Source organism: Bradyrhizobium sp., from assembly GCF_050014615.1.
Classification (GTDB): Bacteria; Pseudomonadota; Alphaproteobacteria; order Rhizobiales; family Xanthobacteraceae; genus Bradyrhizobium.
In genome coordinates, this window is the sequence record NZ_JBEKCZ010000019.1 from 21,817 (window position 1) to 40,263 (window position 18,447).

Here is an 18,447-nt window from a genome sequence, read left to right on the forward strand (position 1 = left end):
GTCCGTTCCCGGCGGCAACGCAGACTTGACGATTTAGCGCGTGCCGGCCATTCCCAATCCCGGTTTCCGGGACTAGGCTCCCCCTGCAAGCGTCGGCTAACGACGCGATCGCGGAAAACCGCAGGGGACGGCTGGACGTAATCCGCCGCCCCAACGACAAGGGAGCTGCAGGCGATGAACCAACCCGTCAAACTCCAATCCTTTAAACTCAACGTCAACGGCGAGACTCACACGGTCAATGCCGATCCGGACATGCCGTTGCTCTATGCGCTGCGCAATGATCTCGGCCTCAATAATCCCCATTTCGGCTGCGGACTGGCGCAATGCGGCGCCTGCACCGTGCATGTCGATGGCCAGCCGACGCGCTCCTGCGTGACGCCTTTGTCCGCCGTGGGCGAGGCCAAGATCGTGACGCTGGCCGGCCTCGGTACGCCGGAAAAGCCGCACCCGCTACAGACCGCCTATGTCGAGGAGCAGGTGCTGCAATGCGGCTACTGCATCAACGGCTGGCTGATGACCGCTGCCGCCTTCCTGCGCGACCACAAGAAACCGAGTGAAGCGCAGATCCAGGACGCGTTGTCCGGATTGAAGTGCCGCTGCGGCACCCACATCAGCATCCTCAAGGCGGTCAAGCGTGCCGCCGATGCGATGGGTTAGGGGGCGCGCCATGACAAAATTCGAGAAAACCACTTCGCTCACCCGCCGCTCGGTCCTGCTCGGCAGCGGCGCGCTCGTGGTATCGATCGGTGCCGGCGTGACGCTGGAAACCGTGCTGTCGATCAGCCAGGCCTATGCGCAAGGTACCAAGCCGCCGCTGACGCCCGACCAGCTCTCCTCCTACATTGCGGTGAATGCCGACGGCCGCGTCGCGGCCTATTTCGGCAAGATGGACATGGGCCACGGGCTTCATGTCGCGATTGCCCAGATCGTGGCGGAAGAGCTCGACGTTCCCTTCAAGAGCGTCAGGGTGTTCATGGCCGATACGGCCACGTCGGTGAATCAGGGCGGCGCTTCCGGCTCTACAGGTATTCAGCTCGGCGGCAAGCAGATGCGCATGGCCGCGGCGGAAGCGCGGCGCGTGCTGATCGAGATGGCGGCCGGCGCGCTGTCGACGCCGGCGGACAAGCTTGTGGTCAATGACGGCATTGTCAGCGCCGCCGACGATCAGACCAAGCGCGTTTCCTATGCGCAGCTGATCGGCGGGCAATATTTCAATGTCCAGCTCGACTGGAACAAGGAATACGGCAACGCGCTGTACGCGCCCGGCAAGGCACAGCCCAAGAAACCCAGCGAGCACAAGATCGTCGGCCAGCCGATCAAGCGCGAAGACATAGCGCCGAAAGTCTTTTGCCAGGAGGACTTCGTCACCGACATCAAGGTGCCCGATATGATGCATGGCCGCATGATCCGGCCTCAAGTGGCCGGCGCGGTGCCGGTGAAAGTCGACGACAGCGCGATCAAGGACATTCCGGGCGCCAGAGTGGTCTGGGACAAAGGTTTCCTCGGCGTCGTCGCCGACAAGGAATGGGACGCGATCCAGGCGGCGGAGAAGCTGAAGGTGGAATGGTCGCTCCAGCCGCCGCCGTTCCCGGAACAGGCTTCGCTGCACGACATCATTCGCAAGGCCCCCGTGCGCAAGCGCATGGTCGAACTGCAGAACGGGGATGTGGACGCGGCGTTCAAGACGGCGGCCAAAGTGATCGAGGCCGATTACGAATGGCCGTTCCAGTCCCATGCCAGCATGGGCCCGGCTTGTTCGCTGGTCGAGATCAGGGATGGCAACGTCACCTGCTGGAGCGCGACCCAGAAGTCTCATTTTGTCCAGAATGGATTGGCCGCGACGCTGCAGGTGCCGGTCGAGAAGGTGCATGTCATCTTCAAGCCGGGCCCGGGCTCCTATGGCCGCAACGACGCCGATGATTGCGCGATGGACGCCGGCGTGCTCGCCAAGGCGGTCGGCCGTCCGGTGCGGCTGCAATATATGCGCGACCAGGGCACCGGCTGGGATCCGAAGGGGCCGGCCTCGACCCACAGCGCGAAGGCCGGCCTCAACGCCGCCGGCGAGGTCATCGCCTACGAGTTCACCAGCAAGGCCTTTTCGCGGGTGGACGTCGATACCAATGGCGGCAAGCCGCCGGACACGCTGGCTGGGCAGACGCTTGGTGTGGCGCTGAAATCCGGCGATGGCTTCGGCGTGCCGGCGGAATCCTATGCCATCGCCAACAAGCGGCTGGCCTGGGAGACCATTGCGCCGCTGCTCGACCGCGCCTCGCCGCTGCGCACCTCGCATTTGCGCGATCCGGTCGGACCGCAGATTCATTTCGCCAGCGAGTCCTTCATCGATGAGTTGGCAGCCGCGGTCAACGCCGATCCGATTGAGTTCCGGCTGCGCTACGTCAAGGAGCCCCGCGATATCGCCGTCATCAAGGCGGCGGCACAGAAGGCCAACTGGGAGACGCGGCCGTCGCCGCGCCGCGACCAGACCGGCAGCAAGGTCTCCGGCCGCGGCATCGCCTATGCCCAGCGCAACGGCACCCGCGTCGCCGTGATCGCCGAGGTTGATATCGATCGCTCGACCGGCAAGATCTGGGCGCGCAAGTTCACGGTGGCGCATGATTGCGGGCAGATCATCAATCCCGACGGGCTGGTGAAATGCATCGAAGGCAACATCGTGCAGGGCGTCAGCCGCGCGCTGTGGGAGGAGGTGACCTTCGACCGCAACACCGTGACCAGCATCGACTGGATCACCTATCCGATCCTCGACATCACGGAAACGCCGGGCCAGGTCGACGTGGTGCTGATCAACCACCCGGAGATCGCACCATCCGGCGCCGGCGAACCATCGATCCGTCCGGTCGCCGCCGCGATCGGCAATGCCATCTTCGATGCCACCGGCGTGCGGATCCGGCGCGTGCCGTTCTCGCCGGAGCGGGTGAAGGCGGCATTTTCGTAAGAATGCACAGCACGGAAGAAGGCATTTCAGCCTGACCCAATCTGGAGAGACCGCCGCGAGGCGGTCTTTCTGCTGGCGTTTGGGCATCACGCAATGGTCTATCGCGCCAACCGCCGCCGTTACTGGACGGATTCGCCGTGCAGCGTGATGTCGAGGCCGTCGCGTTCGTCATCTTCATCCACGCGCAGGCCTAGCGTGGCATCGATGATCTTGAGGATGATGAAGGATACGACGGCGTCGTAGACGACGACGATCCCGATGCCAATGGCCTGGTTGACGACCTGCATGGCGTTGCCTTCGATCAGGCCGGCGGTGCCTCCATATTGCTCGACCGCGAATACGCCGGTCAGCAACGCGCCCACAATGCCGCCTACCGCATGCATGCCAAAGCAATCCAGCGCATCATCATAGCCCATCATCTCCTTGAGGCCGGTGGCGCCCCAATAGCACATCACGCCGGCCGCCGCGCCGATCGCCAGCGATCCAGCCGGGCCGACAAACCCGGAAGCCGGGGTGATGGCGACGAGCCCGGCGACGGCGCCCGAGCAGATGCCGATCAGGGTCGGCTTGCCGCGCGTCACCCATTCGGTCAACATCCAGGCCAGCGCCGCCGTCGCTGTCGCAACCTGCGTCACGGTCATCGCCATTCCGGCCTGCATCCCGGCGGTGACGGCCGATCCGGCGTTGAAGCCGAACCAGCCGACCCACAATAGCGAGGCGCCGATAAAGGTCAGGACGATGTTGTGGGCCGGGGCAATATCGATGCGTTTGCCGAGCACGATGCAGGCCACCAGCCCGGCCACGCCCGCATTGATATGCACCACGGTGCCACCCGCGAAGTCGAGCACCTTGACCCAGCTCTGTGGATTGCCCGAGTTGAGGAAACCATCCGGTCCCCAAACCCAGTGGGCGACCGGCGCATAGACCAGGATCGCCCATAGACCGATGAAGCACAGCATCGCGGAAAATTTCATTCGCTCGGCAAATGCGCCGGCGATCAACGCCGGCGTAATGATGGCGAACGTCATCTGGAAACAGAAATAGACCGATTCCGGAATCGTTGGCGCGAGCGGATTGGGATTGCCGATCCCCTTGGCGACGTCGCTCAGAACGCCCTGAAGCAGCGCGCGATCAAGGCCGCCGATAAACGGCGTGCCCGAGCGGAATGCCAGACTGTAGGTGCACAGCGTCCACAGCACCGTCACCAGGCAGGCCACGGCGAAGCTCGTCATCACGGTGTCGCCGACGTTCTTCTTGCGTACCATGCCGCCGTAGAACAGGCCGAGGCCCGGAATGGTCATCATCAGCACCAGCGCGACCGATGTCAGCATCCAGGCGGTGTCGCCGGAATTTGGCGTGCATCTTTCCAGCACCTTGGCATCGCAGGCCGGCGGCGCCGTTTCCACCGCGGCGGTGGCGGCCGGCGTCGCTGGCGCCTGCGCCAACGCGGTCCTGGTGATGAGGGAGCCGGTCAAGCCAAGCACGAGCAACACCGCGAGCAGCATCACGAGCCGTCTGCGCGGCAACCACCTGGCGGTCATGGGCTTCCCCCTGCTGATTGCGGAGTCCCATGCATAAAATATGCCCGCTATGGCTTCGGCGGCCTTTCAGGATTCCGCTTTCACGATTCAGCTTTCCTGGGCGGTCGGGCGGTCTCAGGCCGTTGTGACCGAAGCCACCTTCAGGGAAGGAAAAAGGTAAGTCTTACTGACCCGTGCTATTCCCGAGCATCGGGCTAGCGGCGTTTGCGCGATGTGGGTGGCTGACGGTTTTTCTTCACGCGCTTCACGCTTTTGGTGGCGCCGCCGCGCGGCGGTGCCGACGCGCCGTCGACGCCGGTTCGGATCATAAGCCCGTCGACAAAGACATCCAGCAGCCGCAGCACGCTGGTCTGCCAGCCGGGCTGGTCGTGCAAATAGCACATGCCGACCAGCGCCCGCAGCAGATCTTCCGGGCCGACATCGGCGCGGATCTCGCCGGCCGCGACCGCGCGGTCGAGCAGGGCGCCCACCGCCTTGGTCAGGCGATCGAACGAATACACCGTGAGGTCGGAGGAACTGTTCACGGCCAGCGCCAGCGCCGCCGACATGCCTTTCTTGGTGGCCACGAATTCGACATTGGATCGCAGCCAGTGGCGCAACGCCGCGACCGGGTCTGGCTCGCTCTTCAGCGCTTCGGAAAGATCGCCGAGCTGTTCCACCTCGCGCCGATAGACCGCCTCGAACAGCGCCTCGCGGGTCGGGAAGTGGCGATAGAGCGTGCCGATGCCGACACCGGCGCGTCTGGCCACGGCCTCTAGGCTGGCGTCCGGACCGCCGGCGCTGAACACGGCCTTGGCGGCCTCCAGCACGCGCTCGCGATTGCGCACCGCGTCGGCGCGGGGTCTGCGTATAGCTTCTGCGGACGGGTGTGCCATCGCGATAATCTAGAGCGTTTTCGAGCGAAGTGGATACCGGTTCGCGTGAAGAAAACGCGTCAAAACAAAAGATTAGAGCCCGGTTCTGATTCAATCAGAACCGATAAGGCTCTAGTGATTCCCCACCCCTTGCGAAACGGAGGGTGCCTCCGTATATGCCGATTGGCGTCAAACCTGAACCTGTCCGCGGAACAATTCCGGCGGCCGCGATTCCATTCGACCATAGCATCGATCGGAGCCCTTCATGAACCTCTCCATCAGCCTCACTGTGAATGGCGTGCGGCGCAACGTCGAGCTGGATGACCCGCGGGTCACGCTGCTCGATCTCCTGCGCGAGCGCCTCGACCTGACCGGGACCAAAAAGGGATGCGACCGCGGCCAATGCGGGGCCTGCACGGTGCTGGTCGACGGCCGGCGGATCAATTCGTGCCTGGCGTTGGCGGTGAGCCTCGACGGCGCCGACATCCTCACCATCGAAGGTGTCGCGCGCGGCAGCGAGCTGCATCCGCTGCAGGCGGCGTTCATCGCGCATGACGGCCTGCAATGCGGGTTTTGCACGCCGGGCCAGATCATGAGCGCGATCGGACTGATCGAGGAAGGGCAGGCCGGCGACGATCCCGAGCGCGTGCGCGAAGGCATGAGCGGGAATCTTTGCCGCTGCGGGGCCTATGCCGGCATTACGCAAGCGGTGCTCGACGCACAACAGACTCTCACCGAGGCCAAGCAAGGGCGCGCGGCATGAAAAACTTCGATTACGTCAAACCCGCCAGCATTGCCGAGGCCGTTGCGGCTGCGGCGCAACCGGGTGCGGTCTATCTCGCGGCCGGGACCAATTTGCTCGACCTGATGAAAGGCGGCGTCGCCCGCCCCAGCCGTCTGGTCGATGTCACGCGTCTGCCCGGGCTCGACCGCATCGAACATCTGCCCGATGGCGGCCTCCGGATCGGCGCGCTGGTGCGCAACGCCGATCTCGCCCACGATGCCGGTTTCGCCAAATCCTATCCCGCGGTGGCCGAGGCGCTGCTGTCGGGCGCATCTGCGCAGCTTCGCAATGCCGCCACCGTCGGCGGCAACCTGCTGCAGCGAACGCGGTGCGGATATTTCTACGACACCGCCAGCGCCTGCAACAAGCGTGAACCGGGCACCGGTTGCGATGCCCGCGGCGGCGAGAACCGGTTGCACGCGGTGCTCGGCTGGAGCGAATCCTGCATCGCCACCCATCCGTCCGACTTCTGCGTGCCGCTGGTCGCGCTCGACGCCGTGGTGGAGATCGAGGGCCGCGGCGGCCGGCGCGAGATGGCACTCGAAGCGCTGCATCGTCTGCCCGGCGATACGCCGGAGCGGGACAGCGTGCTCGAGCCGGGCGACCTGATCGTCGCGCTGCTTCTGCCGGGCGACGCGGCGGGATTCGCGGCCCATGCGCGTTATATAAAAGTTCGCGAACGCACGTCGTTCGCGTTCGCGGTGGTGTCGGCCGCCGCGGGCTTGCGGATCGAACAAGGCATCATCCGCGACGCGCGGCTGGCGCTGGGCGGCGTCGCCGCCAAACCGTGGCGCGCCCGTGCCGCCGAACAAATTCTAGCCGGCGCCAGTCCCGGAGCAGATGCGTTTCGCCGCGCGGCGCAGGCGGCGCTGGCCGACGCGAAACCCTCCGGTGACAATCAATTCAAGATCGAGCTCGCGCAGCGGATTCTGGTGCGCGCGCTGACGCTGGCCGCGGCCGGAACGCCGCAACGCGTGCCGGCGCTTCCCGCCTCTGCCTTTTCATCCTTTGCCGGAGCGCTCATCGATGCCTGAGATCCATCTCACCGAAGTTGCCGCCCATGCGCGGCATGGCTCGAACATCGGCCAGCCACTGACCCGTCGCGACGGCGTCTTGAAAGTAAGGGGCGAAGCCCGCTATGCCGCGGATAACCATCCGCCCGGCATGCTGTATGCCGTGCTGGCGGTCAGCAGTATCGCGCGCGGCCGCGTCGCCTTTCTTGATGTGCAGGCGGCCAAGAGCCATCCGGGTGTCGTCGATGTGATGACGCCGGCGCACAAGCCGCCGCTGGCGGAGGACCCGGACGCCAAGACCAACCCGTTCATGTTCCGGCTCGATCTGCTGCAGAACGACGGGGTGCGCTATGCCAACCAGCCGATCGCGGTGGTGATCGCGCAGACGCTGGAAGCCGCCACCGAAGGTGCGGCCCTGTTGTCGCCGCGCTACGAAACGCTGCCGGCCCGGATCGGTCTCGATGGCGGCGAGAGCTTCGCGCCGGCGGCCGTCGGCGTCGGCAATCCCGCGCAGATGCGGCGCGGCGATGTCGAGGCCGGTCTCGCAATGGCGTCGAAGCGCGTTGAGGCGACCTACGAGACATCGATCCAGTATCACAACGCGATGGAGCCCCACGCCATCGTGACGGTATGGGATGGCGATACGCTGTCGATCGATACGCCGAGCCAGGGACTGGCGATGGCGCAGGGCCGCATTGCCGGACTGTTCGGCATCGCGCCGGACAAGATCCATATTCGCAGCCCCTTCCTCGGCGGCGGCTTCGGCTCGAAGGGCTTTATCGCGGGACCGCAACTGCTCGGCATCATGGCGGCGAAACTGGTCGGCCGGCCGGTCAAGCTGGTGCTGCGCCGTGAACACATGTACGGCCCGGTCGGGCATCGCTCGGCCTCGCGCCAGCGGCTGCGCCTCGGCGTCGATGGCGAGGGATTGCTGACCGCAATCGATCATCACGCCAAGGTCGCCTCCAGCAGCTTCGACGATTTCTTCGAACCGGCGGCCGACGCCTCGCATACGCTTTACGCCAGCCCCGCGATATCAACCTCGCATGAGGCGGTTCGGACCGATACCGGCACACCGCTGTTCATGCGGGCGCCCGGGGAGGCGACCGGATCGATTGCGCTGGAAAGCGCGATCGACGAAGCGGCATCGGCCTGCGGGATGGATCCGCTGGCCTTCCGCATCAAGAACTATGCTGAAGTGGAGCCGATTTCCGGCAAGCCGTTCTCCTCGAAGGCGCTCCGCGAGTGCTACGCGCAAGGTGCCGCGCGTTTCGGCTGGTCGAAACGCCCGCTCAAGCCAAAGCAAATGCGTGACGAGAATGGTTTTCTGGTCGGCTGGGGCATGGGCACGGCGACATTTCCGGCGCTGATGTTCCAGGCCGAAGCCCGCGCGGTGCTGCGCGGCGACGGCTCCGGGGTGATGGAGATCGGCGCCCACGACATGGGCCAGGGCGCCTGGACCGCGCTCGCCCAGATCGCCGCCGACGGGCTTGGATTAGAACAAGACCAGGTCGAATTTCGATCCGGCAGCTCTGATTTGCCGGACGCGGGTATCGCGGGCGGTTCGGCGCATACCGCCACCGCCGGGATGGCGATCCACAATGCGGGCACAGCGGTCATCGCGAGACTAGCTGAGCTTGCCGCCGGCGATGAGCGCTCGCCCTTGTTCGGGTCGGGCAATGCCGGCGTGGTCGCCCGTGGCGGCCGCCTGTTCCGCCGTGACGATGAAGGCCGCAGCGAAAGCTACGGGGAGATTCTGGGCCGCGCCGGCCTCAACGAGATCGACGCCCGTGGCAAGAGCGCGGCCGATCCCGCGGCGCAATCGGTCTACGCCATGCATGCCCACGGCGCTGTGTTCGCCGAGGTCAAGGTCGATCCTGAACTGGGCCAGATCCGCGTCACTCGTTTGGTCGGAGCCTTCGCCGCCGGGCGCGTCATCAATCCGCGCATGGTGCGCAGCCAGATCTTCGGCGGCATGATCTGGGGCATGTCATTTGCGCTGCACGAGGAAGCCGTGATGGACCGGCGTTCCGGCCGGACGCTGAATGCCAACCTGGCGGACTACCACGTCCCGGTGAACGCCGACGTGCCCGACATGGAAGCCCTGATGGTCGATGAGCACGATCCCCACGTCAACGCGCTCGGCATCAAGGGCGTCGGTGAAATCGGGATTACCGGATCGGCTGGCGCCGTCGCCAACGCGGTCTGGCACGCGACGGGAATCCGGGTGCGACGCTTCCCGATCCGGCTCGACGATCTGCTGACGCCTGTTTCAAACTAGCGCGGGCTAGCCAGGCTCGTCATGCCCGGCCTTGTGCCGGGCATCCACGTCTTAGTTGCACTTAGCCAAGAAAGACGTGGATGGCCGGGACAAGCCCGGCCATGACGAAAAAGCACGTCATTTTCCGGCATTTAAAAAAGCCGAGCCCCCGCTATCTCCCCCTCATGAGGGGCCAATCGCGATCGTCACGGACGCGGGCCGCAACGGTCGGTCTGACCGGAATGCCGCGGCAGTTGGCGTTTGGCCGCATTGCCGGATATGACGATAGCAACGACGCCGACCGGCTCGGTTACGATCCGGCGATGCGATGGATGGTTGACGGTTACGCCGCAACGCAGCAGGCGGCCGGACGCCAAGCCAGAGGTTTGGGGGAGAAGCATCATGAAATTTCACCGCAGGTTTGTCCTGAGCGGCAAGTCGTTTCGATTGATGTCGTTTCGATTGATGTCGTTGCTGTTGATGGCGTCGCTGTTAGCCGTCCCATTGGTGCTGCCCGTCCATCCGGCGGGCGCCGCCGACAGGATCAAGATCGGCTTCCTGCTCAAGACCATGCAGGAGGAACGCTACCAGCGCGACAAGGCCGCGTTCCTCGCCAGAGCCAAGGCGCTCGGCGCCGAGGTGATCTTCGACTCCGCCAACAACGACGAGCAGACCCAGTTGGCGGCATTCGAAAACATGCTGTCGCAGGGCGCGCAGGTGATCGTGTTGCAGCCGGTCAACACCGGCACCGCCGGAAGCATGGTCACCTCGGCGCACAAGGCCAAGGTGAAAGTGGTCGGTTACGATGCGATGCTGGTCAACGGTCCGCTCGACGCCATGGTGATGCAGGACAGCTGGGCCGTCGGCAAGCTGCAGGCCGAGGCGATGGTGGCCTGGCTCAAGGCCAAAAACGGATCGGTCAAGGGCAATGTCGCGCTGATCCGGGGGCAGCCCGGCGATTCCAACGCCAACGCGCTGAGCAGCGGGGTGCTCGAGGTTCTCAAGGCCAACCCCGATCTCAGGCTGGTCGCCGATCAATCGCATGAAGGCTGGTTGCCCGACAAGGCGATGGCGACCACCGAAAACCTGCTGACCAAGCTCGGCAACAGGATCGACGCCGTCATTTGCAACAACAGCGGCATGGCGCGCGGCGTGATCGCCGCCCTCGACGCCCAGGGCCTGGCCAGCGCCGACAAGGTTTTCGTCGCCGGCTCCGACGCCGACCTCGTCAACATCCAGTATGTCGCGCAGGGCAAGGAAGCCGCGGAAATCTGGAAGAAGATCGCGCCGCTGGCCGAAACCGCGGCGCAAACCGCCGTGACCCTGGCGCAGAACCCGGACAAGGACCCCAAGTCGCTCATCAAGGTCGACCGGATGATCAACAATGGCGCCGTCGAGGTGCCGACCATCGTCACCCCGGTGGTGCTGGTCGACAAGGCCAACCTCGACAGCACCATCATCGCCGAGGGTTTTTACACCCACCAGCAGGTGTATGGAAAATAGATGGGGCACGCGTCCGAAGTCGTTCTCAGGATGGAGCACATCGTCAAGGAATTCCCGGGCGTCAGGGCGCTCGACAACGTCAATTTCGAGGCGCGCGCCGGCGAGGTTCTGGCGCTGGTGGGCGAGAACGGGGCGGGCAAATCGACCCTGATGAAAGTGCTCGGTGGTGTGTGGCCCTATCCCAGCTATCAGGGCGACATTTTCATCCAGGGAGAAAGCAGGCGATTTTACAATACCCGCGAGGCCGAGCAATCCGGGATCGCGATCATCTATCAGGAGCTCAATCTGATTCCTGAACTGAGCGTCGCCGAGAACATCTTCCTGGACCGTCAGCCGACCAACCGCCTCGGCGCCATCGATTGGCGCCGGCTGAATGCCGACACCCAGGCCCTGCTCGACGAACTCGGAATCCGGGACTTCACGCCGACCGATCAGGTCAGGAGCATCACGGTCGGCAAGCAGCAGATGGTCGAAATCGCCAAGGCGCTGTCGAAGCGCGCGCGCATTCTCGTGCTCGATGAACCGACCTCGGCGTTGACGGACCGGGAAGTGGCCGACCTGTTCCGGATCATCCGCAAGCTGAAGCAGGACGGCGTCTGTCTATGTTATATCTCGCACAAGATGGAGGAGATCAAAGCGATCGCGGACCGCGTGGTGGTGTTGCGCGACGGGCAGACCATCGGCGAGGTCACGCCGATCGCCGACATCAGCCTTGAGCGGATCATCGCGCGAATGGTCGGCCGCGACATCAGGGATATGTTTCCGGCGGGCACGCGCCAACGCGGCGACAAAATCCTCGAGGTCAGGAATCTCGACGTCGATCATCCTGATCTGCCGGGCGAAAAAGCCGTCAGGGATGCGTCATTCTGCGCCTATCGCGGCGAAATCCTCGGCATCTGCGGATTGATGGGGGCCGGGCGAACCGAACTGGTCTCCGCGATCTTCGGCGCCTGTCCCGGCGCTGTGCATGGCGACGTGCTGATCGAAGGCAAGAAGGTCGAGATTCGCTCGCCCACCGACGCGATCGACCATGGCATCGCGCTTCTGACCGAGGACCGCAAGGCGCTCGGGCTTTTTCTGGGCCAGTCGATCGCCTTCAACACCACGATCGCTTCCCTGCAAACCATCAGCAGGGGGTTGCTCGGCGTGATCGACGCCGGCCGCGAACGCGCGCTGGTCGAGAACTACGTCGCGCAGCTCGGCGTCAAGGCGCCTGGCATCGACACGTCAGTGGAGACGCTCAGCGGCGGCAACCAGCAGAAAGTCATCCTGGGAAAGTGGCTCAATGCCAGTCCCACCATTTTCATCCTGGACGAGCCGACCCGCGGCATCGACATCGGCGCCAAGGTTGAAATCTACAAGCTGCTGGACCGGCTGGCCGGCGAGGGCGTCGCGATCATCATGGTGTCCTCGGAATTGCCCGAGATTCTGGGGATGAGCGACCGGATTCTGGTGATGCGTGAGGGCGCCATCGTCGCGGAATTCACCCGCGAAGAGACGACGAGGGAAGCGATCATGGAATGTGCGACCGGCGCGCGCCGGACCGGGGAGTGACAGGTCGTGCAAAACAACCAGCTGCTCCACTTCGTCAAAACCAACGCCACCCTGATCGCGCTTGTAATCCTGACATCAGCGCTCGCCATCGCCGATCCCACCTTTTCTACCGCGCGCAATCTGAGCAATGTGGCGCGACAGGTGACCATTGTGGGCATCGTCGGGGTCGGGATGACGATGGTGATTCTGATCGCCGGGATCGACCTGTCGGTGGGTTCGGTGGTCGGCGTCGCGGCCGTGGTCGTGACCCTGCTGATGCAATATGGCTTGGCCGCATGGATCGCCGTTCCCGTGACGCTGGTAGTGGTCGGCGGCCTGATCGGGCTGTGGAACGGCTTCTGGATCGCGCATTACCGCATTCCGCCGTTCATCATTACGCTGGGCATGCTGACGATCGCGCGCGGGATTGCGTTGACACTGTCCGGGGGCAGTTCGGTGCCGGTCGCCGATCCCTCCTTTGCCAGCCTTGGCGGTGCCTACGTTCCGCCGCTGCCGACGCTGGTGATCCTGGCGCTGTCAGCCGTGCTCTATGTCGTCACGCTGGTTCGAGGCCTCGGCGCCAGCACGACATCGGGCGCCCGCGGCCATGTCGACAGACAGGTGGCGGGCGCTTTGGTCACCGCATTGGGATTCGCGCTCGCGGTCTATGTTTTCGGTGGAGGCGACGGCCTTCCGGTTCCGGTAGCGATCTTTGTCGCGATCGCAGGGGCCGCGATCTTCGTTCTCAATCATACCCGGTTCGGCCGGCGTCTTTATGCGCTCGGCGGCAATGAGGAAGCGGCGCGTCTGTCGGGCATCAACATCTACCAGACCAAGATGATCGTCTACGTGACGGTGTCGCTGCTCGCCGCACTGTCGGGAATCCTGCTGGCGTCGCGCCTCAATGGCGCGTCCCCCAATCTGGGCACGATGTTCGAACTGGACGCGATCGCCGCGGTTGTGATCGGGGGCACCAGCCTGGCCGGCGGCTCGGGCACGATCGGCGGCACCATCATCGGCGCGCTGATCATCGGCGTTCTGAACAATGGCATGAGTCTGCTGGGAGTCTCGTCGTTCTACCAGCTGATCATCAAGGGTCTGATCATCAGCCTGGCGGTATGGTTCGACGTTTTGCAAAAGAGGAAGTAGGGCGGCCGGTCAGCGTCCGTCGGGCGTCTTGGTGCCGACCCAGTTGTCGCGCACCTGCCGGTAATGCACGCTCGGATCATAGGCGGCGGTGGCAAGACCCAGCGCCTGCGGGGACAGCCGCCCCACCGCGTTGAGCACCGCATAGGACGCGACCACGCGGTCGTGCTGCGCGGTGACCAGCGCGACACGGGCGTTGACCAGCGCCTGCTGGGCATTGAGCACGTCGAGCGTAATGCGCTGTCCGGCCTTGGCCTCGTCGCGCACGCCGTCAAGCGCGATCTCGGACGCGGTCACCTGCGACTGTGCCGAGACCACTTGCGCCTTGCCCGCCACCAGCTGCCCCCATGCGGTAACGACGTTGGCACGGGTCTGGTCGCGAACCACGTCGAGATTGTAGCGCTGCTGCGCCAATGTTTCCTTGGACTGGCGGATCAGCGAATATTCGGCGCCGCCCTGGTACACCGGAACCGACAGCTGCGCCGTCGCCGCCGCGCCGAAGGTCCGGTAGAGGATCAGCTGCTGTTCGTAACCCTGCTGCACGGCGGCCTGCAGCGTGACGGTTGGCAGCAGCGCGCCTTCGTTGACCTTGACCTGAAGATAATTGACGTCGATGCCGAACATCGACGCCGTCACGTTCGGATTTTGCGCCAGGCCGAGAACCACCGCGCCCGGCAGCGTGGCCGGCAGGAAGCGATCGACCGGAGAACCCGGCGCGAGTTGCTTCGGCTCGTCGCCGATGATGCGGCGGAAATTCGATTGGGTTGTCGTCAGATTGGCTTCGGCGGTCAGCTGCTGGGTCTTGCCGGCGGCGAGTTGCGCCTCGGCTTGCGCGACATCGGTGCGCGTGAGCTCACCAAGTTCCCACCGGCCGCGGGTCTGGATCAAGGTCTCTTCAAGCACCTTGGTATTGTTGCGCTGAACCTCGACGATGGCGGCATCGCGCAAATAGTCCATGTAGATGGTGGCGGCCGACAGCAGCACCGTCTGTTCGAGCACGCGCAGCGCCTCGCGCGCGCCGGAAACCTGGCTCTCCGCCGCGCGGGTCTTGTTGGCAGTTTGATTGCCATTGTAGAGCGTCTGCGTGACCGTGACGCCGGCGCTGCGCGGCGGGTCGGTGCCATGGATTTCGCCGCCGAAACCGGGCGCGACGCTGTAGCTATCGGTATACTGGTAGCCGGCGCTGGCCGTGAGCGCGGCTTTGGGACGATAGCCCGCCAACGCCTGCGGAACGTTTTCGTCGATCGAGCGGACCTGGGCGCGCTGCGCATTGAGCTGCGGATTGTTTTGATAGGCGCGCACCAGCGCGGCCTCGATGGTATCGGCCAAGGCAGGCGCCGGACCCGCAACAGCCATCAGCAGAACCGTAGCCGCAACCCCGTGAAGATTTCTCGCACCCATTTACGCGCCGTATGTATGCACCGATCAACTCGGTACACTTTCTCAGAAAATTGCCGCCCCCGGAAAGACGCTATCCGTGCTTCCGGTCTAAAGCAACAGCGGCGGTCAGGGCTGGCTTGCCGGACGGGTTCCGTTCGCTGCGGATTTCTGCCTATACTGGCGGAATCGGCGGGCTGACTGAGATGACATCAATTTCCGATCGAGTTGCAGGACCACCCGATGTGGGCGCAGTGGGTGCAATCGCGCATGCCGAGCCGGCACCGATTCTGCTTGCGCTTCCCGCCAGTGGCGTGCGCGAGTTGCGGCTCGACCTGTTTCGCGGCCTGGCGCTGTGGCTGATCTTCATCGATCATGTATCGCCGGACGTCCTGACCTGGTTCACGATCCGCAGTTACGGATTCAGCGACGCCGCCGAAATCTTCATTTTCATCTCGGGCTACACCGCGGCGTTCGTCTATGGCCGGGCGATGTTCGAGTCCGGATTCGACATTGCGACCGCGCGCATCCTGCGCAGGGTCTGGCAGATCTATGCCGCGCACATGCTGCTGTTTTTAATCGTGGTTGCCGAAGTTTGCTACGTTACGGTCAGCCTGGACAAGCCGTTTTACGCCAAGGAAATGCAGGTCGTGGATTTCCTCGGCCAGCCCGGCATCGCCATCGTTCAGGCCCTGCTGCTGCGATATCGCCCGCTGAATATGGACGTGTTGCCGCTTTATATCGTGCTGATGCTGTTTCTGCCGCTGATTCTGCAGCTGATCAAGTGGCGCGCCAATCTGACGCTCGCGGCTTCGGTCGTGCTTTACACGCTTTCCTGGCGCTACGATCTGCACCTGACGGCCTATCCGAACGGTTTCTGGTCCTTCAACCCGTTTGCGTGGCAAATGCTGTTCGTGTTCGGGGCCTGGTGCGCGCTGGGAGGTGCGCGCAGGATATCGCGATTTATTGCCTCGCCGGTCACGCTGTGGATGGCGTTGGCCTATCTGGTTGCGGCGTTCTGCGTGACGCTGACCTGGTACTTCCCGCAACTGAATTCCCTGATGCCGCACTGGCTCGAGCTGTTGATCTATCCGATCGACAAGACCGACCTCGACGTGCTCCGGTTCGCGCACTTCCTGGCGCTGGCGGTGATTGCCCTGCGTTTGGTCCCGGCGGGATGGCACGGGCTGGAATCACGCTGGCTGTGGCCCATGATTCTGTGCGGGCAACGTTCGCTGGAGATTTTCTGCCTCGGCGTGGCCCTGGCGTTCGCGGGGTATTTCGTGCTGACGGAGGCTTCCGCCGGCCTTGGCCTGCATTTCCTGGTCGGGTTCTGCGGCATCCTGACGATGTCCGCCGTCGCCTGGCTGTTGTCCTGGTACAAGCACTACGTCAACAAGCCGCCCCGCGGGCTGGTCGCCAAGCCCAAGCGGCAGCAGCAGGCGACCGGTGAAATCTGACCCTGGGGAGCCCCGGGGGCCTTCGCCGAGAGGCCGTCCCCGATTCCCGCGGACGGACGGTGGAAGGCGCCAAAAGCTCATTTCAGTTATCCGGCAAACCAGTATAGTCGGACCGAGCGGACCGGTGGGCGACGGCATTTTTTCGCCTGACCTGTTCTGCGTATTTCGAAACTGCCAATATTTCTGTAAAATAACCCTGTCATGACTATTTCAACGTTTTCGTCCAGCCTCAGACTTGCGAAGCGCATTCGCCATTGCCCTGGCCGGGAAGTGTTCGGTGTAACCACAGACCGGGCCAGCACGACCGAGATCCGACCGCCAACCGAATGAAACGGACCAGCAGTATGGCAGATCAAGACGTTGCTTCTCTCTCGCATGCCGTCGAGCGTGACCTGCGGCTCGATCTATTCCGCGGCGTGGGGTTGTGGATGATCTTTCTCGATCACATCCCGGACGACGTCGTTGCCTGGCTGACCCTGCGCAATTACGGCTTCAGCGATGCCGCCGAGTGTTTCGTGTTCATTTCCGGTTACCTGGCCGGCTACATTTATGGTCCGATCATCAGCGGCGGGAATTTTCTCGCTGCCGTCAAGCGGCTGTGGACACGCGTCTGGCAGATGTATGTGGCCCACATCATGCTGTTTCTGCTGTTCACGGCGCAGATCGCCCGCACGGTCAGGAAATTCGACAACCCGATGTATGAAGACGAATTCAACGTTCACAGTTTTCTCGAGCATCCGGACATCCTGATCGGGCAGGCGCTCACGCTGCGCTACAAGCCGGTCGACCTCGACGTGCTGCCGCTTTACATATCGCTGATTGCCGCTTCGCCGCTGATCCTGTGGTGCCTGCTGCGCCGCCCGAACTGGACCCTGCTTGGCTCGATCCTGCTCTACATCGGGGCGCGGGTATTCGACTGGAATCTCGCCTCCTATCCGCCCGGGACGCACTGGTACTTCAATCCATTCGCCTGGCAATTGCTGTTCGTATTCGCGGCATGGTGTGGCGTCGGAGGCATCGCCCAGCTGGAGTTCGTGATCCGCTCGCGCGCGGCGCTGACGGTGGCCTTCGCGTGGATCGCCTTCTCATTCCTGATCGTGATGACCTGGCACCTTCCGTTCCTGGATGCGATGATGCCGAAATGGCTGATCAAGGCGATCTATCCGATCGACAAGACCGACCTCGACATGCTGCGTTTGACGCACTTCCTCGCTCTGGCGCTGGTGGTTTCCCGATTTTTTCCGCGCAAATCGGAGATACTCACCTCCAAATGGCTGCGGCCGATGGTGCTGTGCGGTCAGCATTCGCTTCCGCTGTTTTGCTTCGGCGTATTCCTGTCCTTTGCCGCGCATTGGTTCCTGGTGCAGTACTCCCATAGCGTCTGGGCGCAACTGTTCGTCAGCTTCGGCGGCATGCTGACCATGGTCGGGCTGGCATGGCTGCTGGATCGGACCCGAAAGGTCCCCAATCTGTTCGTCGATGCGAGCGGCATCGGTGTGATGCCGGAGACGGCCGCCAAACAGGGCGCCGCGTGATGCGGTGCCTGACAAGGGCTAGGCGACGCCGGGGCGATTGAATCGCGGTTTCACCGCGCCGCCGTCGCCGCCGGCAGGGTCAACGCCCGGCGGTCCTTGACATAGGCGATGGTCACGCCGAGCCGTTCGACCGCGCCGATGATCTCGCCGTCGAGGTCCCTGTCGCAGTTCAGCTGGGTCGGCGCGATGAAAAACTGGGACTGGTCCCATTGCGGCATGAAATCCCAGCGCAGCTGCGGCAGCGTCACCGCCTTCTCGAACGGGAGGCGTTCGCCGCACACCGCGACCGAATAGACCTGGGTCGACCGGCTCGCGTCATCCGGCGCGGTGCGGCGCAAATAGGCCTCCAGCACACCGATCGCCTCGGGCATGCTGCTGAACCAATAGTCGAGGTCGTAGCGCCGCGATGCCCCCTGGAGACCTCCGACCAGCGGGTTGTAGAACAGGTATTCGTAAGGGTGCAGCCTGATCAGGGTCACGCCATCCCA

General features: G+C 63.9%; 13 protein-coding genes and 1 pseudogene. 10 read left to right on the forward strand and 4 right to left on the reverse strand.

All coding sequences use genetic code 11. From position 1 onward, the window contains the following. Positions 1–174: 174 nt before the first annotated feature. Positions 175–657 carry a (2Fe-2S)-binding protein gene (locus ABR948_RS05280; protein ID WP_428114395.1) on the forward strand — a complete coding sequence of 161 codons (483 nt, stop codon included), beginning with the start codon at positions 175–177 and terminating at the stop codon, positions 655–657. A 10-nt stretch (positions 658–667) separates the two neighbouring features. Beyond that, complete coding sequence (locus ABR948_RS05285) at positions 668–2,953, forward strand: xanthine dehydrogenase family protein molybdopterin-binding subunit (protein WP_428114396.1); 2,286 nt, start codon at positions 668–670, stop codon at positions 2,951–2,953. A gap of 119 nt (positions 2,954–3,072) precedes the next feature. Here the strand turns inward: ABR948_RS05285 and ABR948_RS05290 are convergent, their stop codons facing one another. Together ABR948_RS05290 and ABR948_RS05295 are read right to left on the reverse strand one after the other, a co-directional pair. After that, positions 3,073–4,458, reverse strand: coding sequence for an ammonium transporter (locus ABR948_RS05290; protein WP_428114408.1), 1,386 nt, complete (start codon positions 4,456–4,458; stop codon positions 3,073–3,075). 230 nt (positions 4,459–4,688) lie between these two features. Further along, positions 4,689–5,369 (reverse strand): TetR/AcrR family transcriptional regulator, encoded by a 681-nt coding sequence (locus tag ABR948_RS05295; protein ID WP_428114397.1) that lies wholly within the window; start codon positions 5,367–5,369, stop codon positions 4,689–4,691. 244 nt (positions 5,370–5,613) lie between these two features. Here ABR948_RS05295 and ABR948_RS05300 point away from each other — a divergent pair, with 244 nt between their 5' ends. The 6 genes from ABR948_RS05300 (at position 5,614) to ABR948_RS05325 (ending at position 13,590) form a co-directional block, all read left to right on the forward strand. Next, complete coding sequence (locus tag ABR948_RS05300) at positions 5,614–6,111, forward strand: (2Fe-2S)-binding protein (RefSeq protein WP_428114398.1); 498 nt, start codon at positions 5,614–5,616, stop codon at positions 6,109–6,111. Then, on the forward strand, positions 6,108–7,166 hold the full coding sequence (locus ABR948_RS05305) for an FAD binding domain-containing protein (protein ID WP_428114399.1): 1,059 nt from the start codon (positions 6,108–6,110) through the stop codon (positions 7,164–7,166). The genes ABR948_RS05300 and ABR948_RS05305 overlap by 4 nt, the downstream gene beginning before the upstream one ends. Continuing rightward, positions 7,159–9,426, forward strand: coding sequence for a xanthine dehydrogenase family protein molybdopterin-binding subunit (locus ABR948_RS05310; RefSeq protein WP_428114400.1), 2,268 nt, complete (start codon positions 7,159–7,161; stop codon positions 9,424–9,426). The genes ABR948_RS05305 and ABR948_RS05310 overlap by 8 nt, the downstream gene beginning before the upstream one ends. A 381-nt stretch (positions 9,427–9,807) precedes the next feature. Next, positions 9,808–10,908 (forward strand): sugar ABC transporter substrate-binding protein, encoded by a 1,101-nt coding sequence (locus tag ABR948_RS05315; RefSeq protein ID WP_428114401.1) that lies wholly within the window; start codon positions 9,808–9,810, stop codon positions 10,906–10,908. Continuing rightward, on the forward strand, positions 10,909–12,462 hold the full coding sequence (locus ABR948_RS05320) for a sugar ABC transporter ATP-binding protein (RefSeq protein ID WP_428114402.1): 1,554 nt from the start codon (positions 10,909–10,911) through the stop codon (positions 12,460–12,462). 6 nt (positions 12,463–12,468) lie between these two features. Continuing rightward, positions 12,469–13,590 carry a sugar ABC transporter permease gene (locus tag ABR948_RS05325; protein WP_428114403.1) on the forward strand — a complete coding sequence of 374 codons (1,122 nt, stop codon included), beginning with the start codon at positions 12,469–12,471 and terminating at the stop codon, positions 13,588–13,590. Between the two features lie 9 nt (positions 13,591–13,599). Here ABR948_RS05325 and ABR948_RS05330 read toward each other — a convergent pair whose 3' ends face one another. Beyond that, positions 13,600–14,988, reverse strand: a complete 1,389-nt coding sequence (locus ABR948_RS05330) for a TolC family outer membrane protein (RefSeq protein WP_428114404.1) — start codon at positions 14,986–14,988, stop codon at positions 13,600–13,602. A gap of 230 nt (positions 14,989–15,218) precedes the next feature. On the opposite strand from ABR948_RS05330, the gene ABR948_RS05335 reads away from it, so the two are divergent. Further along, on the forward strand, positions 15,219–16,424 hold the full coding sequence (locus ABR948_RS05335; RefSeq protein WP_428114405.1) for an OpgC domain-containing protein: 1,206 nt from the start codon (positions 15,219–15,221) through the stop codon (positions 16,422–16,424). A gap of 344 nt (positions 16,425–16,768) precedes the next feature. After that, on the forward strand, positions 16,769–17,959 hold the full coding sequence (locus ABR948_RS05340) for an OpgC domain-containing protein (RefSeq protein ID WP_428114406.1): 1,191 nt from the start codon (positions 16,769–16,771) through the stop codon (positions 17,957–17,959). A 50-nt stretch (positions 17,960–18,009) separates the two neighbouring features. On the opposite strand, the pseudogene ABR948_RS05345 reads toward ABR948_RS05340, so the two are convergent. After that, positions 18,010–18,447: pseudogene (locus tag ABR948_RS05345) on the reverse strand (hypothetical protein); the annotation flags it as partial.